General features: G+C 42.4%; 19 protein-coding genes. 11 read left to right on the top strand and 8 right to left on the bottom strand.

The features are described 5' to 3' along the window. Positions 1-75: 75 nt before the first annotated feature. The 4 genes from rplU (at position 76) to proB (ending at position 2,984) form a co-directional block, all read left to right on the top strand. Entirely contained in the window at positions 76-387 is a 312-nt protein-coding gene (gene rplU / locus Q91_RS02830; RefSeq protein WP_015005372.1) for a 50S ribosomal protein L21, read from the top strand. Positions 388-406: 19 nt separating this feature from the next. Continuing rightward, on the top strand, positions 407-664 hold the full coding sequence (rpmA, locus tag Q91_RS02835) for a 50S ribosomal protein L27 (RefSeq protein WP_015005373.1): 258 nt from the start codon (positions 407-409) through the stop codon (positions 662-664). A 130-nt stretch (positions 665-794) separates the two neighbouring features. Further along, positions 795-1,850, top strand: a complete 1,056-nt coding sequence (cgtA, locus tag Q91_RS02840) for an Obg family GTPase CgtA (RefSeq protein ID WP_015005374.1) — start codon at positions 795-797, stop codon at positions 1,848-1,850. Between the two features lie 9 nt (positions 1,851-1,859). Further along, a complete protein-coding gene (gene proB, locus Q91_RS02845; RefSeq protein ID WP_015005375.1) occupies positions 1,860-2,984 on the top strand; it encodes a glutamate 5-kinase in 1,125 nt (374 codons plus the stop codon). A 69-nt stretch (positions 2,985-3,053) separates the two neighbouring features. Here proB and rpsT read toward each other — a convergent pair whose 3' ends face one another. Next, entirely contained in the window at positions 3,054-3,323 is a 270-nt protein-coding gene (gene rpsT / locus Q91_RS02850) for a 30S ribosomal protein S20 (RefSeq protein ID WP_015005376.1), read from the bottom strand. A gap of 419 nt (positions 3,324-3,742) precedes the next feature. Here rpsT and murJ point away from each other — a divergent pair, with 419 nt between their 5' ends. Genes murJ through lspA form a run of 4 tightly spaced genes read left to right on the top strand, consistent with a single transcriptional unit; the run spans position 3,743 to position 9,486 of the window. Continuing rightward, the gene (gene murJ / locus Q91_RS02855) at positions 3,743-5,239 is read left to right on the top strand and encodes a murein biosynthesis integral membrane protein MurJ (RefSeq protein ID WP_015005377.1); all 1,497 of its coding nucleotides are present in this window, start codon (positions 3,743-3,745) and stop codon (positions 5,237-5,239) included. Positions 5,240-5,242: 3 nt separating this feature from the next. Beyond that, a complete protein-coding gene (gene ribF / locus Q91_RS02860) occupies positions 5,243-6,181 on the top strand; it encodes a bifunctional riboflavin kinase/FAD synthetase (RefSeq protein WP_015005378.1) in 939 nt (312 codons plus the stop codon). A 7-nt stretch (positions 6,182-6,188) separates the two neighbouring features. Then, complete coding sequence (gene ileS / locus Q91_RS02865) at positions 6,189-9,002, top strand: isoleucine--tRNA ligase (protein WP_015005379.1); 2,814 nt, start codon at positions 6,189-6,191, stop codon at positions 9,000-9,002. 10 nt (positions 9,003-9,012) lie between these two features. Further along, positions 9,013-9,486 (top strand): signal peptidase II, encoded by a 474-nt coding sequence (lspA, locus tag Q91_RS02870; protein ID WP_016389788.1) that lies wholly within the window; start codon positions 9,013-9,015, stop codon positions 9,484-9,486. On the opposite strand, the gene ampD is transcribed toward lspA, so the two are convergent. Then, the gene (ampD, locus tag Q91_RS02875) at positions 9,469-10,032 is read right to left on the bottom strand and encodes a 1,6-anhydro-N-acetylmuramyl-L-alanine amidase AmpD (RefSeq protein WP_015005381.1); all 564 of its coding nucleotides are present in this window, start codon (positions 10,030-10,032) and stop codon (positions 9,469-9,471) included. The two genes, lspA and ampD, sit on opposite strands and share 18 nt — an antisense overlap. Before the next feature lie 171 nt (positions 10,033-10,203). Here ampD and Q91_RS02880 point away from each other — a divergent pair, with 171 nt between their 5' ends. Together Q91_RS02880 and nadC are read left to right on the top strand one after the other, a co-directional pair. After that, positions 10,204-12,420, top strand: a complete 2,217-nt coding sequence (locus Q91_RS02880) for a DUF1631 family protein (protein ID WP_015005382.1) — start codon at positions 10,204-10,206, stop codon at positions 12,418-12,420. 83 nt (positions 12,421-12,503) lie between these two features. Further along, positions 12,504-13,340 carry a carboxylating nicotinate-nucleotide diphosphorylase gene (gene nadC / locus Q91_RS02885; protein WP_015005383.1) on the top strand — a complete coding sequence of 279 codons (837 nt, stop codon included), beginning with the start codon at positions 12,504-12,506 and terminating at the stop codon, positions 13,338-13,340. A 1-nt stretch (position 13,341) separates the two neighbouring features. On the opposite strand, the gene Q91_RS02890 is transcribed toward nadC, so the two are convergent. The 6 genes from Q91_RS02890 to Q91_RS02915 all read right to left on the bottom strand — a co-directional run bounded on the left by Q91_RS02890 (position 13,342) and on the right by Q91_RS02915 (position 18,726). Further along, positions 13,342-13,788: a universal stress protein gene (locus Q91_RS02890; protein WP_015005384.1), complete on the bottom strand. Its 447-nt coding sequence runs from the start codon at positions 13,786-13,788 to the stop codon at positions 13,342-13,344. A 68-nt stretch (positions 13,789-13,856) separates the two neighbouring features. Then, entirely contained in the window at positions 13,857-15,239 is a 1,383-nt protein-coding gene (locus Q91_RS02895) for an FAD-binding oxidoreductase (RefSeq protein WP_015005385.1), read from the bottom strand. Then, positions 15,239-15,826, bottom strand: coding sequence for a BON domain-containing protein (locus Q91_RS02900; RefSeq protein WP_015005386.1), 588 nt, complete (start codon positions 15,824-15,826; stop codon positions 15,239-15,241). Before Q91_RS02900 ends, Q91_RS02895 begins: the two co-directional genes overlap by 1 nt. 5 nt (positions 15,827-15,831) lie before the next feature. Beyond that, positions 15,832-16,422 carry a phosphoheptose isomerase gene (locus tag Q91_RS02905; protein ID WP_015005387.1) on the bottom strand — a complete coding sequence of 197 codons (591 nt, stop codon included), beginning with the start codon at positions 16,420-16,422 and terminating at the stop codon, positions 15,832-15,834. 1 nt (position 16,423) lies between these two features. Next, positions 16,424-16,783, bottom strand: coding sequence for a YraN family protein (locus Q91_RS02910; RefSeq protein ID WP_015005388.1), 360 nt, complete (start codon positions 16,781-16,783; stop codon positions 16,424-16,426). Next, complete coding sequence (locus Q91_RS02915) at positions 16,783-18,726, bottom strand: penicillin-binding protein activator (protein WP_015005389.1); 1,944 nt, start codon at positions 18,724-18,726, stop codon at positions 16,783-16,785. Before Q91_RS02915 ends, Q91_RS02910 begins: the two co-directional genes overlap by 1 nt. A gap of 70 nt (positions 18,727-18,796) precedes the next feature. On the opposite strand from Q91_RS02915, the gene rsmI reads away from it, so the two are divergent. After that, complete coding sequence (rsmI, locus tag Q91_RS02920; RefSeq protein ID WP_015005390.1) at positions 18,797-19,654, top strand: 16S rRNA (cytidine(1402)-2'-O)-methyltransferase; 858 nt, start codon at positions 18,797-18,799, stop codon at positions 19,652-19,654. Positions 19,655-19,702: the final 48 nt, after the last annotated feature.

Below are 19,702 nucleotides of genomic sequence, written 5' to 3' on the forward strand. Positions count from 1 at the left end.
TTGACCAACCGCCCACTAAAGGATAAAATTCGCCTCTTTTTAAAACCACCCACAACACTAGGGAGTCTCTAGACAATGTACGCGGTAATTCAAACAGGCGGTAAACAATATAAAGTCGCCGAGGGTGATTTCCTTAAGATCGAAAAGTTAGACGTTGAAGAAGGTAACGAAGTTACGTTCGATTCAGTTTTATTAGTAAATGGTGAAGCAGGCCTGAAAATTGGCACACCAAATATTGATGGCGCAACGGTGACGGCAACAGTCAAATCTCAAGGTCGTCACAAAAAAGTGAATATTATTAAATTCAAACGTAGAAAACACCATATGAAAAAGATGGGTCATCGTCAGTATTACACTGAAGTACTCATTACTGGTATTTCGGCTTAATTAAACAAAGGACAGATTCATGGCACATAAGAAAGCAGGCGGTAGTACTAGAAACGGTCGCGATTCGGAGTCGAAACGACTTGGCGTTAAGCGATATGGTGGTCAAAGTGTTCTGGCGGGAAATATTTTAGTTCGTCAAAGAGGAACACGTTTTCATGCAGGTGAAAATGTAGGCATGGGCAAAGATCACACATTATTTGCGACAGAAGAAGGTAAAGTTGTATTTGAAGTTAAAGGCCCAAAGCGTAAAAAATATATTCGTATCGAAACTGTTTAGTATAAACAGTGCGCTGCGGTTATAGCGGCAGGTACGTATTAAAAAACCCTGTCTAAGACAGGGTTTTTTATTGCGTTAAAAGATTAAGTCAAAACAAGTGGCAAATAGATAAAACATTGAGACATAAACCATGAAATTCGTAGACGAAGCGACCGTTAGAGTTGAAGCAGGTAATGGCGGTAAAGGCCATGTCAGTTTTCGACGTGAAAAATATATCCCATTTGGCGGCCCAGATGGCGGTGATGGCGGTGATGGTGGAAGTGTTTACTTGCAAGGTACCGAGGCACTCAATACGCTAATCGATATGCGCTTTAATCGCTTAATTAGGGCGGAACATGGTGAGCGAGGTCAAAGTCGTAACTGTACTGGAAAGGGTGGCGAAGACTTAATAGTGCCGGTTCCACTGGGGACTATTGTTTACGACGATGGCACAGACGAGCTAATTGGGGATGTCACCGAAGAAGGTCAAAAATTGCTTGTTGCATCGGGTGGTTTTCATGGGCTTGGGAATACGCGTTATAAAAGTAGTACAAACAGAGCTCCTCGACAGTTTTCAAATGGGACAGAAGGTGAGCAACGTGTTTTACGGCTTGAGTTAAAAGTATTGGCAGATGTTGGAACACTCGGTTTGCCAAATGCAGGTAAGTCGAGCCTAATTCGGGCAATTTCATCGGCGCAGCCTAAGGTAGCCAATTACCCTTTTACTACATTGCACCCAAGCTTAGGTGTAGTGCGAGCAGATGAGCTACGAAGTTTTGTGATTGCAGATATTCCAGGCATTATCGAAGGGGCGGCTGAAGGAGCGGGGTTAGGTAATTTATTTTTACGCCATTTAGCGCGAAATAATTTATTGTTGCACGTGGTAGATGTTGAGCCATACGAATCAGATATTGACCCAGTAAAGGCAGCAAAAGCGGCGATAGAGGAAATTGAAAAGTGGGGTGGTGATTTAGCAAAGAAACCACGTTGGCTTGTCTTGAATAAAATTGATTTGTTACCAGAAGATGAAGTGGATAACTATTGCCAAATGATTGTTAATGAATTGAAGTGGGAGGGACCTGTCTTCAATGTTTCTGCCATTAGAAAGCAAGGTACAAACCAGTTGGTTCATGCCATTATGGATTACCTAGAAGAGCAAAAAAGGCTTGAAGTTGAGCAAGCAGACAAGCCAAAGGACGATAGTTAATTTATTCAAATGAAATCAAGAGTCGATTTAAAACGGGCTAAATGCTGCGTTATAAAAATTGGTAGCGCCGTTTTAACAAATAATGGTCAAGGTTTAAATCGTTCGGCTATTAATCATTGGGTCGCACAAATTAGCCAATTAAAAGCACGCGGAATTGATGTAATTATTGTTTCATCAGGTTCAGTGGCAGAAGGAATGGTGAGATTAGGTTGGTCCGCTCGCCCGCATGCGCTTCAGGAGCTTCAAGCGGCTGCTTCAGTTGGTCAAATGGGGCTTATTCAGGCATATGAACAAAGCTTTCAAGCAGAAGGCTATAAAACGGCGCAGGTTTTGCTAACACATGATGATCTGGCAAATAGAACGCGGTATTTAAATGCCAGAGCAACCATTAAGACCTTGTTAGATTTCTCGGTCGTACCAATTATTAATGAAAATGATGTGGTTGCAAATGAGGAATTACGTGTTGGTGATAACGATACGCTGGCGGCTATTATTGCTAATTTAATGAGTGCAGATTTGTTGATGATTCTCACAGACCAAGATGGTTTTTTCGATAGCGATCCAAGAGTCAATTCGGCTGCAGCCTTATTAAATGAAGTAGGTGTTGATGAAGAGTTTCTAGATCAAGCGGCTAGCGGTGGTTCTGGAACTTTGGGGTGTGGCGGTATGCAAACAAAGTTAACAGCAGCGCGAATCGCATCTCGTTCTGGAACGGCAACTATTATTGCTCCAGGGTTAAGGCAAAATGTTATTTTAAGTATTATTGATGGTCGGGCGATAGGGACCTTGCTAATACCTAATGAAGCCCCTGTTTCGGCGCGTAAACGGTGGTTAACAGCACATTTAGATGTCAAAGGTCGGGTTGTGCTAGATGTTGGAGCTGCGCAAGCAATAAAAAGGTCTGGGGTGAGTTTGCTGCCAATTGGAGTTGTTGCCGTTAATGGTGAGTTTGCTAGGGGCGAATTAGTTGTTTGTGTTAATGAAAGTGGTGAAGAATTGGCCCGTGGCTTAGTGAATTACAGCTCAACTGATATAGATAAAATTAAGCAAAACAATAGTTCTGAAATTGAACGGCTACTTGGTTATGTTGGTGAGTCAGAAGTTATTCATCGCGATAATTTGGTCTTGCTATAGGCCGGCAATTTACGGGCAATAAAAAAGCCGACCATATGGTCGGCTTTTTTTATAAAACTTAATAACTACTTATGCTTGCTTAAGTTTAACAATGCGAGCATTAAGGCGGCTCTTTAGGCGAGCAGCTTTGTTTTTATGGATAATGCCTTTAGTGACAGCGCCATCAATGTAAGGAACAGCTTCATGATAGGCGGCTTCCGTTACCTCAGCATTACCTTCTTCCGCACTATACACAACACGCTTAATTTTTGTGCGTAATCGTGTACGCGCAGCCATGTTAGTTTGACGGTTTCTTTCTGATTGTTTGGCGCGTTTTAACGCTTGTGCACTGTTAGCCAAGGTAAATCCTCTGGTGATGTAAAAAAGATTTCGCATTTTGCTTAAATATTCAAGCTTTGTCAAGCCTGAGGTCAAGATACATGATTAAACCTTGAATGAATTTGCTCGTTTGGCGCTTGAGTTCACGCTTTCAATGGATATTGCAAGGATTTGGAGTCTACTTTGTCGAGAGTGTTCTGCTTAATGTCCATATTAAATTAGTTTTTTGTTAATTGACGTATGCTTTATTGATAATAAAGTGCTGTTAAGTTCACTCTGGGGTGTGCCAGCTCCATGCATCCCTTATAATTAAGCGCTAGATAGGGGCTGGCAAATTTCATAAACGAAGGTTTTTTTGTCTGTGGGCAAAGCTTTTTAATAAAATAAGGGTAAAGACGCTGAGTAAAACATTAATAAAATCGACAGCGATTGTTGGTAGCATGACATTGATTTCGCGTGTTTTAGGCTTTGTACGAGATATTGTTATTGCACGTTTTTTTGGCGCAAGCGAAGGGACAGATGCTTTTTTTGTAGCCTTTAAAATCCCCAATTTTATGCGCCGCTTGTTTGCTGAAGGCGCTTTTTCGCAAGCTTTTGTGCCGGTGTTGTCGGAATATAAAGAAACCCAATCAACCGAGGCATTAAAAGAGTTACTTGGGAAAACGGCAGGTACGCTGGCAACAGTGTTGTTTTTTATAACGTTACTGGGTGTTATTGGAGCGCCAGTTTTAATTTATATGTTTGCCCCGGGGTTTGACTCAACAGGCTCACGCTACGAGTTGGCCGTTGATATGTTGAGGATAACATTTCCTTATCTATTTTTTATTTCACTGACAGCCATGGCCGGTGGTGTCTTAAACACCTACGGTAAGTTTGCAATTCCTGCGGTAACGCCAGTGTTATTGAATTTATCATTTTTAGCGGCAATATGCTGGTTGTCTCCCTTGCTTGAAAGGCCAATTATGGCGTTAGCGTGGGCTGTTTTGTTGGCAGGAATCGCTCAACTTGCCTTTCAATTTCCTTACTTAAAACAGTTGGGTTTATTGCCTAGAATGTCATTTGATCGTGGACATGCAGGCGTTAAGAAAATTATGAAGTTAATGTTACCAGCCTTATTTGGTGTGTCGGTAACGCAAATTAACTTGTTGGTAGATACTTTGCTGGCATCATTTTTAGTGGCTGGCAGTGTTTCATGGCTTTATTTTTCTGATCGCTTAGTGGAGTTTCCGCTCGGTATATTTGGTATTGCCTTGGCAACTGTCATTTTACCTAATTTATCTAAAAGCCACGCGGCAGGTAAGACTAAAGACTTTTCTGCAAGCCTGGACACAGGCTTACGTTGGGTGGTGTTTCTTGGTTTGCCAGCAGCAGCAGGTTTGTTTTTTCTAGCTCAGCCAATGTTAGCAACACTGTTTCAGTACGATGCGTTTACAAGTACTGATGTCGATAATGCATCGTTAAGTCTTATGGCTTACTCAATAGGCCTGCCTGCCTTTATCCTTGTTAAGGTATTGGTGCCGGGTTTTACCGCGAGGCAAGATATGAAAACGCCCGTTAAAATTGGTATTATTGCCGTGGTTTCAAATATGTTAATGAGTGTTGTCTTAGTATTCTTTTTTCAACATGCAGGCCTGGCTTTGGCAACATCGTTAGCGGCTTTTGTTAATGCCGGTTTGTTATTTACTATTTTGATAAAATCTGAAGCGTTCAAACCTCAACAAGGGTGGGTGAGCTTTGTTATAAAAGTGTTGATTGCCAACCTGGTTGTCGGTGTCATCTATGCCTATGATTATTCGCCAGTTCAGTGGTATGAATGGGGTGCGTTTGACCGAGTTTTGCATTTAACGTTGGAAATACTCATGGTGGTTTTGTTGTATGTTACGACTGCGTTCTTAGTGGGTATGCGTCCTCGGCATTTGTTACTTAAGGGCAAATAATTTATGAGATTAATTAGGTACTTGCCAGATGGGCAGGCTTTTCCAAATGGTAGCGTGTTAACTATCGGCAATTTTGATGGTGTTCATGTTGGACACCGGATGGTGTTGAGCGCCTTAATTGAACAGGCGAAAAGCTTAGGCTTGCAAGCAGTTGTTATGTGTTTTGAGCCACAACCTATTGAATATTTTCGGGCTGAGGCAGCCCCTGCACGTGTGTCGACTGCGAGAGATAAAATAGAGCAGTTGTCGGAAACCGGCGTAGATGCGCTTTATCTTGTGCGTTTTAATGACTTGTTGGCGAATATGTCTGCAGAGCAGTTTGTAGAAATGTTGGTTCAACGGCTTAATGTTCAATTATTGATCGTGGGTGATGATTTTTGTTTTGGCAAAAATCGCCAAGGTAATTTTGAGTATTTAAAAGTCGCGGGAGAAAAATATGGTTTTTCCGTACAGCGCTCCCATTCTTTTAAAATTGAAAATGAGCGTGTTAGTAGTACATTAGTTCGACGTGCGTTGGAAAATGGGCGCCTAGATAAAGTGGCGGTTTATTTAAATAGGCGCTTTAGTATGTCCGGTCGTGTTATGCATGGGCACAAACGAGGGCGAGAGTTGGGTTTTCCTACGGCTAACATCCGGGTGAAAAATAGAAAAACTCCGCTTAAAGGTGTTTTTGCCGTTACAATAACACTCGAATCGGGCGTGGTATATAAAGGGGTTGCGAACGTTGGAACGCGGCCTTCCATTGAAGAAGCAACAGCGGTTTTATTAGAAGCACACCTATTTGAATTTTCTGGTGACTTATATGGTCAACGCGTTGTCGTTGCGTTTGCAAAAAAATTACGCGAAGAGAAAAAATTTGAAAATTTAGAACAGTTAACGCAGCAAATTTTAATTGATTCTGAACAAGCTAAAACATACTTTAATCAGACATTAACATCCTAAGAGCATCATGGATTACAAAACAACACTGAACTTGCCAAAAACCAGCTTTCCGATGAAGGCTAACCTTGCTAACCGCGAACCCAATGCGTTGAAACGTTGGCAGGAAATGGGGTTGTACCAGAAAATACGTGAAAAATTTGCTGGTCGCCCTCAATTTGTCCTACATGATGGACCGCCTTATGCAAATGGCCCTATTCATATTGGTCATGCGGTGAATAAAGTACTTAAGGATATGATTATAAAGAGTAAAACCCTGCAAGGTTTTGACTCGCCTTATGTGCCAGGTTGGGATTGTCATGGCCTGCCTATTGAATTGATGGTGGAAAAGAAAATCGGCAAAGCAGGCGTGAAGGTGTCGGCAGCTGAGTTTCGTAAAGCCTGTAGAGCCTATGCGACCAAACAAGTAGCTATGCAGAAAGAAGAGTTTGTGCGTCTGGGTGTTTTTGGTGATTGGGAGCGTCCTTACCTGAGTATGGATTTTCAATTTGAGGCGGATATTGTTCGCTCACTAGGCCGTATTATTGAAAAAGGTCATTTGCATAAGGGATCAAAGCCTGTGCATTGGTGTACCGATTGTGGCTCTGCGTTAGCAGAAGCAGAAGTGGAATACGAAGATAAACGTTCACCAGCCATTGATGTGCGTTTTACGGTCAATGATGAGTCAAGGTTTTTACAACAACTCCACAGCAGTGATAATGCACCTGGGCACGGCCCTATCTCCGTCGTTATTTGGACGACTACACCGTGGACTTTACCGGCGAACCAAGCGGTTTCATTAAATCCTGAGTTTGATTATGTGTTGGTTCAAAGCGGTGATGAGCGCCTTGTTTTGGCGGAAAAGTTATTAAAAGATGCAATGTTACGTTATGGCATTGAAGATTACCGTGTGCTTGGGTATTGCAAAGGTAAAGATTTGGAACATATGACGCTGAGTCACCCGTTTTATGATCGTGTTGTTCCTATTATTGTCGGTCATCATGTAACGGCTGAGGCAGGCACAGGTGCAGTGCACACTGCGCCAGGCCATGGGCAGGACGATTATATTATTGGTCAGCAATATAAGTTACCAGTGGACAACCCTGTTGGCGATAATGGCGTGTTTTTAGCCAGTACTCCTTTGTTTGCTGGTAAACATGTTTTCAATGCGAATGATGAGGTGATTGACGTTTTAAAAGAACGTGCTGCGCTCGTGCATTCAGAAGTGTTAAATCACAGCTATCCACATTGCTGGCGACATAAAACGCCAATCATTTTTAGAGCAACACCGCAGTGGTTTATCTCGATGGATAAAAATAATCTGCGAGAAAAGGCACTGGCAGAGATTAAGCAAGCCTCGTGGGTGCCAGAATGGGGTGAAGCGCGTATTAATAGCATGGTTGAGGGGCGGCCAGATTGGTGTATTTCTCGTCAGCGCAACTGGGGCGTGCCGATTGCTTTGTTTGTGCATAAAGAAACGGGTGAATTACACCCCAATACGGCTGGCTTGATTGAGCAAGTGGCGGTTCTTATAGAAGAGTCGGGTATTGAAGCCTGGTTTGATTTAGATGCTTCGACATTGCTAGGTGATGAAGCGGATGAGTACAGTAAAATTAATGATATTTTAGATGTATGGTTTGATTCTGGTGTAACGCATGCCTGTGTTTTGGAGCGGCGTGAAGCATTAACGTTTCCAGCGGATATGTATCTTGAAGGGTCAGACCAACATCGAGGTTGGTTTCAGTCATCTTTGCTGACATCGGTTGCCATGAATGACCAAGCACCTTATAAGGCTGTTTTGACACATGGTTTTACCGTCGATGCGAAAGGTATGAAAATGTCTAAGTCAAAAGGCAATGTTATTGCGCCTCAAAAGGTGATTAACTCCCTTGGAGCGGATGTTTTACGCCTTTGGGTTTCAGCTAATGATTACAGTGGCGAAATGACTGTCTCGGATGAGATTTTAAAACGAGCATCTGATGTTTATCGTCGATTGAGAAATACCGCACGTTATTTGTTATCAAATTTAAATGACTTTGATCCAGCAAAAGATATGGTAGCGTTTGCTGATATGTTGCCATTAGATCGTTGGGCGGTTGAAAAAACCCGTGATGTTCAAAAAGACGTATTGAAACACTATGATCAATACCAGTTTTTACAAGTTCACCAAGGTATCCACCACTTTTGTTCTGTTGAAATGGGCAGCTTTTACTTAGATGTCATTAAAGACCGCCAATACACATTACAACAAAATAGCTTAGCAAGGCGTTCATCGCAAACGGCAATGTTCCATATTGCCGAAGCATTAGTGCGTTGGGTAGCACCAATACTCAGTTATACAGCCGAGGAAATTTGGTCAGCAATGCCAGGTGAACGTGAAGAGTCAGTGTTTTTGGCCACTGCTTATGACGGTTTCCCGATTGAGGATACTGAAGTAAGTAATGAGTTGGCGTTTTGGAAGCCGGTGATAGAGACGCGTGAATTGGTTAGTAAAGAGCTGGAACGCGTCAGAGAAGAAGGTCTAATTGGTTCTGGCTTAGATGCAAGCGTCATCTTGTATTGTGAGGGTGAATTATATGAAACACTGGCTAAGATGAACGATGAACTACGTTTTATCTTTATTACCTCATATGCCGAAGTAAAACCTCTTGCAGACAAACCCGAGCAGGCAAAGGCAACGGATAATGCTCAGTTATTCATCACCGTTACTGCCAGTGAGCATGAAAAATGTATTCGTTGTTGGCATCACCGTCACGATGTGGGTGAATCTGAAACGCACCCTGAACTATGTGGGCGTTGCGTAGAAAATATAGAAGGCAGCGGTGAGCAAAGACTGTTCGCTTAGAGTAAGCCGTATGTTTAAGTGGTTAGGATTGTCACTGCTGGTTATAGTTCTGGATCAGGTCAGTAAACTTTGGGTGGTTGCATCTTTTAGCTTATACGAGTCTATTGATGTTATGCCGTTCGTGAATTTAACGTATGTGCATAATAAAGGCGCGGCGTTTAGTTTTTTAAGTACCGCCGGTGGTTGGCAACGTTGGTTCTTTGTCGCAATCGCATCGATTGCAACACTGATTTTGGTGATTTGGTTAAGCCGTTTGAAGCCGAAAGAAAAATGGATGGCCGTGAGCCTGTCATTGATTTTGGGTGGTGCAATAGGTAATCTATATGATCGGGTTGCCTATGGTTATGTTATTGATTTTATAGACGTTTATTATAATTCTTACCACTGGCCCGTATTTAATATTGCTGATTCAGCCATTTCAATTGGCGTTGTAATGATGTTGATAGATATGTTCCGAGGCGAAGACTCAACGGCCAGTCAGTAGCGTCCTAAATTTTTGCCAATCGAAGCTTTCGCCAGGGTCAGTTTTTCGGCCCGGAGAAACGTCACAATGACCAACGATGGTTTCTGTAGAAAGCTCAGGATAATGTTGTATCAAAGTTTGGCAGCAGCAACTAAGTGCTTGGTATTGTTTCTCTGTATAAGGGATATGGTCCGCACCTTCTAATTCTATGCCGATAGAAAAATCATTACAGTTGTCCTCGCCGGCATACTGTGAAACACCAGCATGCCATGCACGTTCTTGAAACGGAACATATTGCGTCACGCTACCATCACGACGGATTAATAAATGTGAAGACACTTTAAGAGTGCAAATCTCTTGAAAATACGGGTGTTGTTTAGGGTCTAATTGATTAAGAAAAAAATCATCAATCCAACCCGCTCCAAATTGATCAGGGGGCAGGCTGATTCCATGCACAATAATTAACCGAATATCAAAAGGGTTTGGACGCTCGTTTTTATTCGGCGAGGCTTTAAATTCAGCAGTTTCTAGTAGACCTAGGCGAATATTTGTTGGTGTGTCAGGCATATAAAATGAGGGTATCTAAATATGTGCTCTAGCGCACAACTTTATACATGAGCTGACTATACTCTATGTATCCAGAATACAAAAAAATTTCAGTTTATGGAAAAAGCACAATCACAGGCAAGGGTAGTTCCTATTCGCCAAAATAACAACCGTTCAACATCGAGGAACACTATGTCGGTAGAGAAGCAAAGGGTGATTAATGCATCAGTTAATTTATTGAAAAGTTATTTGCAAAAAATGCTGGTTATCCACTTGGAAAAGAGTGAACAGCAGTTGTTTGATGCGATAGATAGCAAAAAAATGGACGCTGCAACCGGCGATATTAAGGTGTTTCAAAAGGCCTCTTTGTACATTCCTTCGCTATACATTGATAGTGTGATTAAAAACCTTTCTAGTTTTTCAGCGTCGCCTAATCCGACGGTTGGCGAAGCGTTTGCCTCATCAGTTGAAACCGAAGATTGGTCTGGTTTACAGTTATTGGGAACAGACGAAATTGAAGGCCAGTTACTAATCGATGGCTATATTGCTAACTGTGAAAGTGAGTTGGCTGATGTCTTGTATGCGCTAGCTCGTCGCATTGAATTTGTGTCGGGCACAGACGAACTTAAAGCGAGTAAAAACCCATTTGGCCCAGCCATTTTATTGAAGACTTATGTTGAGTTATTGAAAGGCGAGTCGTTTTCAAAACAGGCTCATAACATTTTGTGTGAATCATTTTCACAAGAGGTTCTTACGAATTTAGGTGATGTTTTAGGGGAGATTAATGAGGTGTTTGTTCAAGCAGGCATCCTGCCAACATTACCGAAACCAAAAATCAAAAATACTAATGCAGCCGTTAAGCGGGCAGCACAATCATTTACTAATGAAAAAGTAGCACATACGAACCACGAGCAGGCGCCGGTCACGGAGCAGCCTATCACGACAGCAAACGTATCGATGGCTGAAATTGACCCTGCGCTATATACGGGCTTGGTTGAAATGGCGCACGTGTATCGTTCTCAGCAGGGTGATAGCATGGTGTCCGATGGGTTGACAGTGTCTGGACAGCAACTACCGACAACGGAGCTTGTTGATACACTGACTCATCTTCAAAAAGAAGGCGCAGTGGAGGGTATTGATATAGCTGAAAGTGTTCGCCTAAAAATTGGGGAAAGAATTCAAGTTGATGGTCAGCGCCAACCATATGCAGAACAAGATGACACATTAATTGATGTGGTTGCGATGTTTTTTGATGTGATTTTGCAAGATCGTCAATTGCCCGATACGGTTCGGGCGATGATTGCTCAATTGCAAATTCCTATTTTAAAAGTGGCAATGATAGATAAGGAGTTTTTCGCCAAAAAAAGTCACCCAGCAAGAAAATTTCTAAATGCCATGTCACAAGCAGGCTTGGGTGTGAGCGAAAAGAACAGGCAAATTAGAAGTGCTGTGTTTGAAAAAATGGAAGAGTTAGTCGAGCGAGTACTGATGGAGTTCGATAATGACGTGGAGATATTTGCTGAACTTAATGAAGAATTTGATGTGTTTATGGAGCAGCAGCAGCGTCAAATAGACGTGATAGAGGAACGCTCTCGCAAAGTGACTAAAAGTACCGAACAGCTTGAGTTAACAAAGCGTCAAGCTGCCTATGAAATTGCTTTGCGACTAAATGGTAAGTCAGTGCCTGAGTTCATTCAGTTATTTTTAGACGACGCATGGAAAGACGTGCTTGTATTAGCCTTATTAAGGCGCGAAAGGGAGCCACAAGAAACGCAGAAATGTATTGAGGTAATTGATAGGCTAGTGGTCAGTGTTGTTGAGCCAGCGGATGACGCGGCTAGAGAATTGATTATAGAGGGGCTGGCTAGGTTGTTGAAAGACATTAAAGTTGGACTGGAAAATATCTCATATGATTTTCATCAATCCGTTCCATTTTTTAAAGAGCTGGAGTCCTGGCATAAACAGTTATTGGTTATGAGGGTCGGCGAACAAGACAATATTCCAGTGGCTGAGAAGGTAGTTATGGTTGAGGTTAACGAAGACTTATGTGACAACCTCGAAGAGGATTTATTGCAAGAGCTTGAAAGCAAAAAAGCACAAATGCCAAACGATAAATTCAGCAAGTTGGCATCTAAAATAGATGTTGGTGATTGGGTTGAGTATACGGGGGAAGATGGTGGTGTTTTACGTGCCAAATTGTCTTGGAAAAGTTCGGTTACTATGCAATGTCTTTTTGTGAATGATTGCGGCGTTAAAGCAATGGATATTAGTCTGGATGATTTAGCAGAAGCGTTTAGGCAAAAACGAATGACTATTATTGGTCAAGAAAGGGCGCCGCTAGTAGACAGGGTGTTAGCGGGAATGAAGAGCCTAATGACATCAAAAAGTGCTGAACCTGGCTTGGCATGAGATTCTTATTAGCATTAAATTATGTGATAATAAAGAGCCTCTAACAAAGAGGCTTTTTTTATTTTTCAGGTGAATGGATTTTTATGCTCGACCCCAAAATAATAGACGAAGATGTTTGTCGGTTTTTAGCAGAAGATGTTGGTAGTGGTGATTTAACCGCACTGGTCATTCCAGAAGAGAAATTAGCTAAAGCAACTATTCTAACGCGTGAAGCCATGTTGGTATGTGGCCAAGCATGGGTGAATGCGGTTTTTAAAAAGCTGGATGAAAAGGTTGTCATCGATTGGCAGTTTAAAGAAGGCGAGCAGGCATATGCTGGTGATACCTTGTGTTACCTATCAGGCTCTGCACGGGCTTTATTAACAGGAGAGCGCGCAGCGTTAAATATGTTGCAGACCTTATCGGCAACAGCGTCACTTGCTAAGCAATTTGCGAAAGCAGTTGAAGGTACGTCAGCGACCGTATTAGATACGCGTAAAACAATCCCTGGCTTACGGTTGGCGCAAAAGTATGCAGTTCGCTGTGGCGGAGCGTCTAATCATAGGGTTGGCTTGTACGATGGTATGTTGATAAAGGAAAATCATATTATGGCGGCTGGTTCAATTGCAAAAGCGGTCGCTGCTGCTCGTCTAAGCAGTTCGCTGGTTGATGTTGAGGTAGAGGTTGAAAACTTAGACGAGGTGAAACAAGCACTTGAAGCGAAAGCGGACATCTTGTTATTAGACAACTTCACTTTAGAGCAATTGCGTGAAGCGGTTGAGCTTAATAAAGGCGTTGCGAAACTAGAGGCGTCGGGTAATGTTAATTTATCGACTATCCGAGATATTGCTAAAACAGGTGTGGATTTTATTTCGGTAGGCGCGTTAACAAAAAATATTCAAGCTGTCGACTTATCAATGCGCGTGGACTTAGAAGCCTAAGCTAGTCATTAACCCTAGCGGCTAATACATCACAGGTTGCACCGTGTAGGACGGCATTAGCGGTAGAGCCGAGTAATAAACTAAGTCCACGTCGTCCATGACTTCCCACCACAATAAGGTCGCATGGCAGGTCTTTGCTGAGCTGATGAATCGTATCAGCGGGGCGGCCAATTTGGATTAATTGGTTTTCTTCTGCTAGGTCGATGGAAGCGGCGAGTTTACTGAGTTTCTTTTTTGCTGACGCTTCAATCTCATCTTGAACCGGTAATAAATCAGTTGAGATAGTCCCATCAAATGCCAAATGTGAGGACTCTACAAGGGGTTCAATAACATGAATAGCTGATAATTTGGCGTGGTTTTGTTGAGCAAGCTCGTGCGCTTTTTTTAAAACAAATAAGGAATGTTCGCTGAGGTCTAGGGCTACTAAAATATGTTGGTAAGTCGTCATGGTAATTCCTTACTGTTTGCTTCCTTACTGTAAGAATAAGGGTTAGTCATCTGGTTTGGCAAGCCATTTTATGCGTCTATTGGAAATACCTTATCCGGATTTAATAGATTTTTGGGGTCAAATTGAGCCTTAATTTTTTTCATAATGCCGATAGCCGTGGCTTCTAGTTCTAAATTAATATAATCACGTTTTTCAAGCCCGATACCGTGCTCGCCAGATAGGCTGCCATTAAGTTGTATGACTAATTCAAATACCTCGGCTAAACATTCTTTTGCTCTATCTAGCTGCTCAAGCTGAACGAGAAGATTAACATGAATGTTTCCATTTCCTGCATGACCAAAATTAACAATAGGGATTTGATAACGTTTAGATAGTGCCTGAAGGCCATTAATTAACTTAGGAATATAGCTAACGGGAACAACCACGTCTTCATTTATTTTTTTTGGAGCGACTTTTCGAAGAGATGGAGAAAGGGCTTTTCTAGCAGACCAAAGCTGTTTAACTTGTTCAGCTGTATGGGCAATATGAATGTCGATGAGGCCATCGACCGATGCACTCGCTGCGACTTTATCTGCAATGGCATCCAGCCCAAATTGATCACCATCAACCTCTATCATTAGTAAGGCTTGTGCATTATCAGGTAAATCTAATTGGGCGTCTTCTTTAACCAGTGAAATTGCGGTTCCATCCATAAACTCCAAGGCGCAAGGGGTGATTGGTTGTGCCATGATGCGTGCAATGGCATTAGCCGCGGCTTGAATAGAATCGTAAGTAGCTTGAAGTGTGCGTTTGCTTTCAGCCAAAGGTGTTAGTTTTAGGGTTGCTTGGCTAATAATGGCTAAGGTGCCTTCAGAGCCAATAATGAGTCGAGTTAAGTCGTAGCCGACGACGCTTTTTGTGGTGTTTGCGCCGGTTTTTAAGGTTTCTCCACTGCCGGTAATACAGGTTAGCCCTAATGTGTTCTCGCGTGGTGTGCCGTATTTCACAGCCCGTGGGCCAGCTGAGTTATAAGCAAGGTTTCCACCAACGGTGCAAATGCTTGCGCTGGTTGGGTCGGGAGGCCAAAAGAAACCATGTTCTGCCGCCGCTTGTTGAATGGCCTGATTAGTTACACCGGGTTCAACAATCATCATGCGGTTATCAGGGTCTATGCTGATGATATTATCCATTTTCTCGGTGGATAAGATAATGGCACCATTCGATGGTACGCTAGCACCTGTTGTGCCGGTTCCGCTGCCACGTGCAGTGATGGCTATATTATGTGTGTTACATAATAGGACGGTATCAATTATTTGTTGATGAGAGCTAGGGAAAACAACAGCAAGGGGTTCTTTGTGTCGTCGGCTGTTATCATAGCCGTAACTCCAACAGTCAGCGGGGTCTAAGAAAAGTGATTTTTCGTGATAAAGCCCGGTTAACTGCTGTAAAAAGTCGTCATTTTTTTTTCTCATTAGTCAGTAATTTCAAACAACTTCACTACACGTTGAACACCGCCTACCCGCCGAACTGTTTCAATGACAGGGGTTACTTCGTGCTGTTTTAGAATACCTAATAAATAAACGACACCGTTTTCAGAAACAATTTTGACGCGAGTGGGATCAAACCCTTTTATTTTATTAAGGCTAAATAAAGCAACTTTAGCTTTGCTGGTAATCAGGCCGTCACTGCTACGAGAGACTAAGGAACTTGGCGCAGCGATTAGAATTTCATTATGTACTTTTCGGACTTTTGGTATTTTGCGCAATCTATTTGCAATATCGTTGCGCAGGCTTTCTGTTGGTGCTTCACCGGTTAGCAATAAGATACCGTTATAGCAAGTAGCATTAACGTGTGTGTTTATACGAATATTATCTACGCCATATAAGACACCCAACGCTTTAAGTTCAATGGTTTGATCATCAATGACGGTGCCAGTGGTGCGTCTGTCATGAACAACGGCAGCGCCTGTAGTGGCGGTTCCAACAGCAACAGCTACACAGCCTGATAATAAAACGATGGACAGTAAAGCGGGTACTATAAAAGCTTTTTTAAAAAACATGTTGTTTATCCGAATAATTGAAAGTCGATCAGGTCACAAAGACAATGGGTGATTAAAAGATGGACTTCTTGAATACGGGCCGTTGAGTTAGACGGTACCCTTAATTCAATGTCGCTATCTTGTAATAAATCATTAGCGGCTATCGTGCCGCCATCTTTACCAGTAATGACGATCACCAACATTTCTCGGTCATGCGCAGCACTGATGGCTGATACGATGTTCTTGGAGTTTCCGCTTGTTGTGTAGGCTAATAAAATATCGCCTGCTTGCCCCAGTGCACGTATTTGCTTAGAAAACACCTCGTCGTACGAATAATCGTTTGCAATGGAGGTTAGCGTTGAGGTGTCTGTGCTAAGTGCAATAGCTGGTAGGCTAGGGCGCTCACGTTCAAAACGATTAAGCATTTCAGAAGAAAAATGTTGCGCGTCCCCTGCCGACCCACCGTTACCGCAGGTTAGAACTTTGCCATTGTTAAGTAAGCTCTGGACAATAGCTTGGCCGGCTAATTCAATGGAGTTGGGAAGCGACTCTAAAGCGTCGTGTTTTGTTTGAATGCTATCGGTAAAGTGTTGATAGATTCTTTCTTGTAAACTCATGTTAGAACTCATCAAATGCGTTGGTAACCCATTGTATCTCATGCTGGCTAGAGGAGGGTGAAATTGCGATTACATCAAATCGAAAGTTTTGCTGGCCTGATGTGTTGGCAATGTAGTGTTGAGCACACTTTATAAGTTTAGCTTGTTTGTGTCGATCGACAGACAGTAAAGCGCCGCCAAATTTCGTTGAGGAACGGTAACGAACCTCAATAAAAACGGTGTAGTCATTGTCTTTCATAATTAAGTCAATTTCACCCAAGCGAGTACGATAGTTTCTTTGTATAAGAACAAGACCTTTTTGACGTAAAAAGGTAAGTGCTAAGTCCTCGTTTTGTTGACCAAGAGCATTAGATGAGTCCATTAAAGGGGGGCAGTATTAACGTGTTCGGTGTGTTGAGGAGAAGGCACTACTGATTGCATATTCATCGTGCGCTCAAGGTGAGGTGCCAGGCCTAATGATTTGACTTGACCGCGCTGGAATTGGCCGCAACTCAATTGCCTGTTAATGACGTTATTATTCATTGAAAGAATACCGGTTTTGCCATCAAGGCGAGCAAAATGGTTGGATTTCAAGTGTTCTAAATGTGGAATAAGTTGATACGCATCGTAACCAAAGGCAGTTAATCGACGGTGTAACCCACGAGTATTGGGCCATTGTTTTAGTGCCTGGTTGAGAGAGCCATTTTGTTGCTTATTAGGTTCGATAAGCCAGGGCATGTCACAGAAAAAAACGTCATCTAAATCACGGTTTGCCCCTTTGTTTTGCTCACCCTCGTAAATTTTGGAAGTACTAAAAACAGCAATGTCGGCAGCGCGGTGGAAACGTAATTGTGGCTTGATTAAGCGGCCTTCACGAGGGCTTGCCAATAAAAAGATAAAGTCTGCATCGTGACGACGTCTTTCTTCGAATTTGATGTTCAGGTTAAGGCGCTGACGAAGTTGTTTAAAGCGGTAAACACTGTCGTCAATTTGTAACAGGCTTTTAATGGCAGTGGAGTAGTCTGCTTGATTAGCTTCGTATGTTTGTACATCTAGAACTTGTCCACCAAGTTTTTGCCAAAGCGATGAAAAATGACCGGCTAATCGTTCGCCACTGTTTGATTGAGGCGTTAAAATTAATGCTTTTTGGTGCCCTTTTAGCCAAGCAAAACTGAGTATTTGCGTAATATCTTCTTCGGGTGACAACGAGAACTCAACGTAATGAGGGCTATGATGACTACCATTTTTATTGAGCCCAATAACAGGGATGGGTAAATCAGGTAATAAGGCTATTTTACTAAGGTTTTTTTTGTCCAGTGGGCCAATAATGATGTTAACGCCATCGCTTATGGCTTGTTGATAAAGCGTTTCAATGGGTGTAGATGAGGTGTCGTAAAAATGAATATTCAGCGGCCATTTGTTGGCCATGGAGTATGCAGCAGCGGTGATGCCTTTACGAACACTAAAAGCAGCCTGTGAGAAAGGGCCTTGGCTTGGAAGGAAAACGCCTACTTTATTGGGTGCTATGAAGTTTTCTTGGGACTGTTTGGCCATGGTTAGAAGAAATGAACCATTCGCGGCGTGCGTGGGGTATTGTTGTTTCCACGATTCAACATCAGAACTGTTTGGAATAAAGGTGACTTGTTGTTTTTTTATAATGGCAAGGTCTACCCAGCCAGCCATATTGTTGTCAGCTGTTGGTAATAAAGCACGTAGAGCGTGCTCGGACAATAAAGATAAAACATTCACTAAGTCCAATTGATTATTGAGCTTGCTAGTAGGCTCATCTATGAGTGCATCTAATATAATGCGTTCGCGGGCACTTTCGATTAAATTACCAGCTTGGAAGAAAGCAGAGCTAGTCAGTGTGTGAAGATCAATGCGTTGTTCGTTGTTTAAATTAAGCTCACTTACGCTCATTAATACGCTAATAGCGTCTTCGGCTTTACCTTGCTCAAGTAAGAGTGTTGCGAGGGATAATTTATTATCACTGGTAAGCTGTGATGAAGGTGTCAGTAAAGAGTCAATGAGCGAGTCAGCATTCGTTAGGTCGCCAGCATTAAAATAGGCCTCAATAGCAGATATTAGATATTGGTTTTTAAGAGGGGCCTGACTGTTTTTTGCCAGTTGTTTGAACAGCATTGCCGCACGAGAAAATTGTTGTTGAGACAAAGCTTCTTGGGCTTGAATTGCCAATGGGTTAGACTGTTCGACCGTGGGCGTTTCTATCGGTTCAAGAGCGCTACAATTTGCTAAAAGCAGTACGATAAACGCTATAACTACTAGTTTGAAAGGCGTAATTAAACTCTTTTTGTATGGACTCATAAACGAACGACTTAAACCGCAAAATTAAAAATGATCAAACCAGTGCTTAGTATCTTTTTCAGGGTCAACGATGTCAAACGATAAAGGCATACTTTATATTGTAGCCACACCTATTGGGAATTTATCAGATATCAGTTTACGTGCATTAGAAGTGCTTAAGACGGTTGATGTGATTGCCGCCGAGGACACGCGTAATAGCAAAGTCTTGTTGAATCACTACTCGATAAACACAGCGATGACGGCCTACCATGAGCATAACGAAAACAATAAGCGTCAGTTTTTATTAGAAAAGTTGAGCGCTGGCGAATCAATCGCGTTGATATCGGATGCGGGTACACCACTTATTAATGATCCGGGTTATTCCTTAGTTGAAGGGGTCAAGCAGGCTGGTTTTGAGGTGGTGCCAGTTCCCGGTGCTTGTGCGTTAATTGCGGCGCTTAGCGCATCTGGATTAGCAACAGATAGGTTTAGTTTCGAAGGCTTCTTGCCGCGAACATCGGCTGCGCGAAAAGCAATTTTTGAGATATATAAGGGTCGTCAAGGTACGCTCGTATTTTATGAATCGAGCCATCGCATTATTAAATGCATGGACGATATATTCGCTACGTATGACCCAACGCATAAGATATCGATTGCCCGTGAATTGACTAAAACATATGAAACAATTGCAACAGGGTCGGTTGCAGATATTTATCAATTACTTCAAGCAGATAGTAATATGCAGCGTGGTGAGTTTGTCGTATTGATAGAAGGCGTCAACAAAAAGCAGCATAAAAAGGATGAGCTGTCCGATGAAGACGTTAAGACCCTAGAAACTTTATTGCAAGAGTGTTCACTAAAAACGGCTGTTAAATTGGCAGTTCAATTGACCGGTCAGCCAAAGAAAGCGCTGTATAAAAGAGCACTTGAAATACAAGCTGATGATTAAAAAAAGGACAAAAACTAGGGTGTGGTTACCCAGTTTTTGCTCAGTTTT

Source organism: Cycloclasticus sp. P1, from assembly GCF_000299965.1.
GTDB lineage: Bacteria > Pseudomonadota > Gammaproteobacteria > Methylococcales > Cycloclasticaceae > Cycloclasticus > Cycloclasticus pugetii.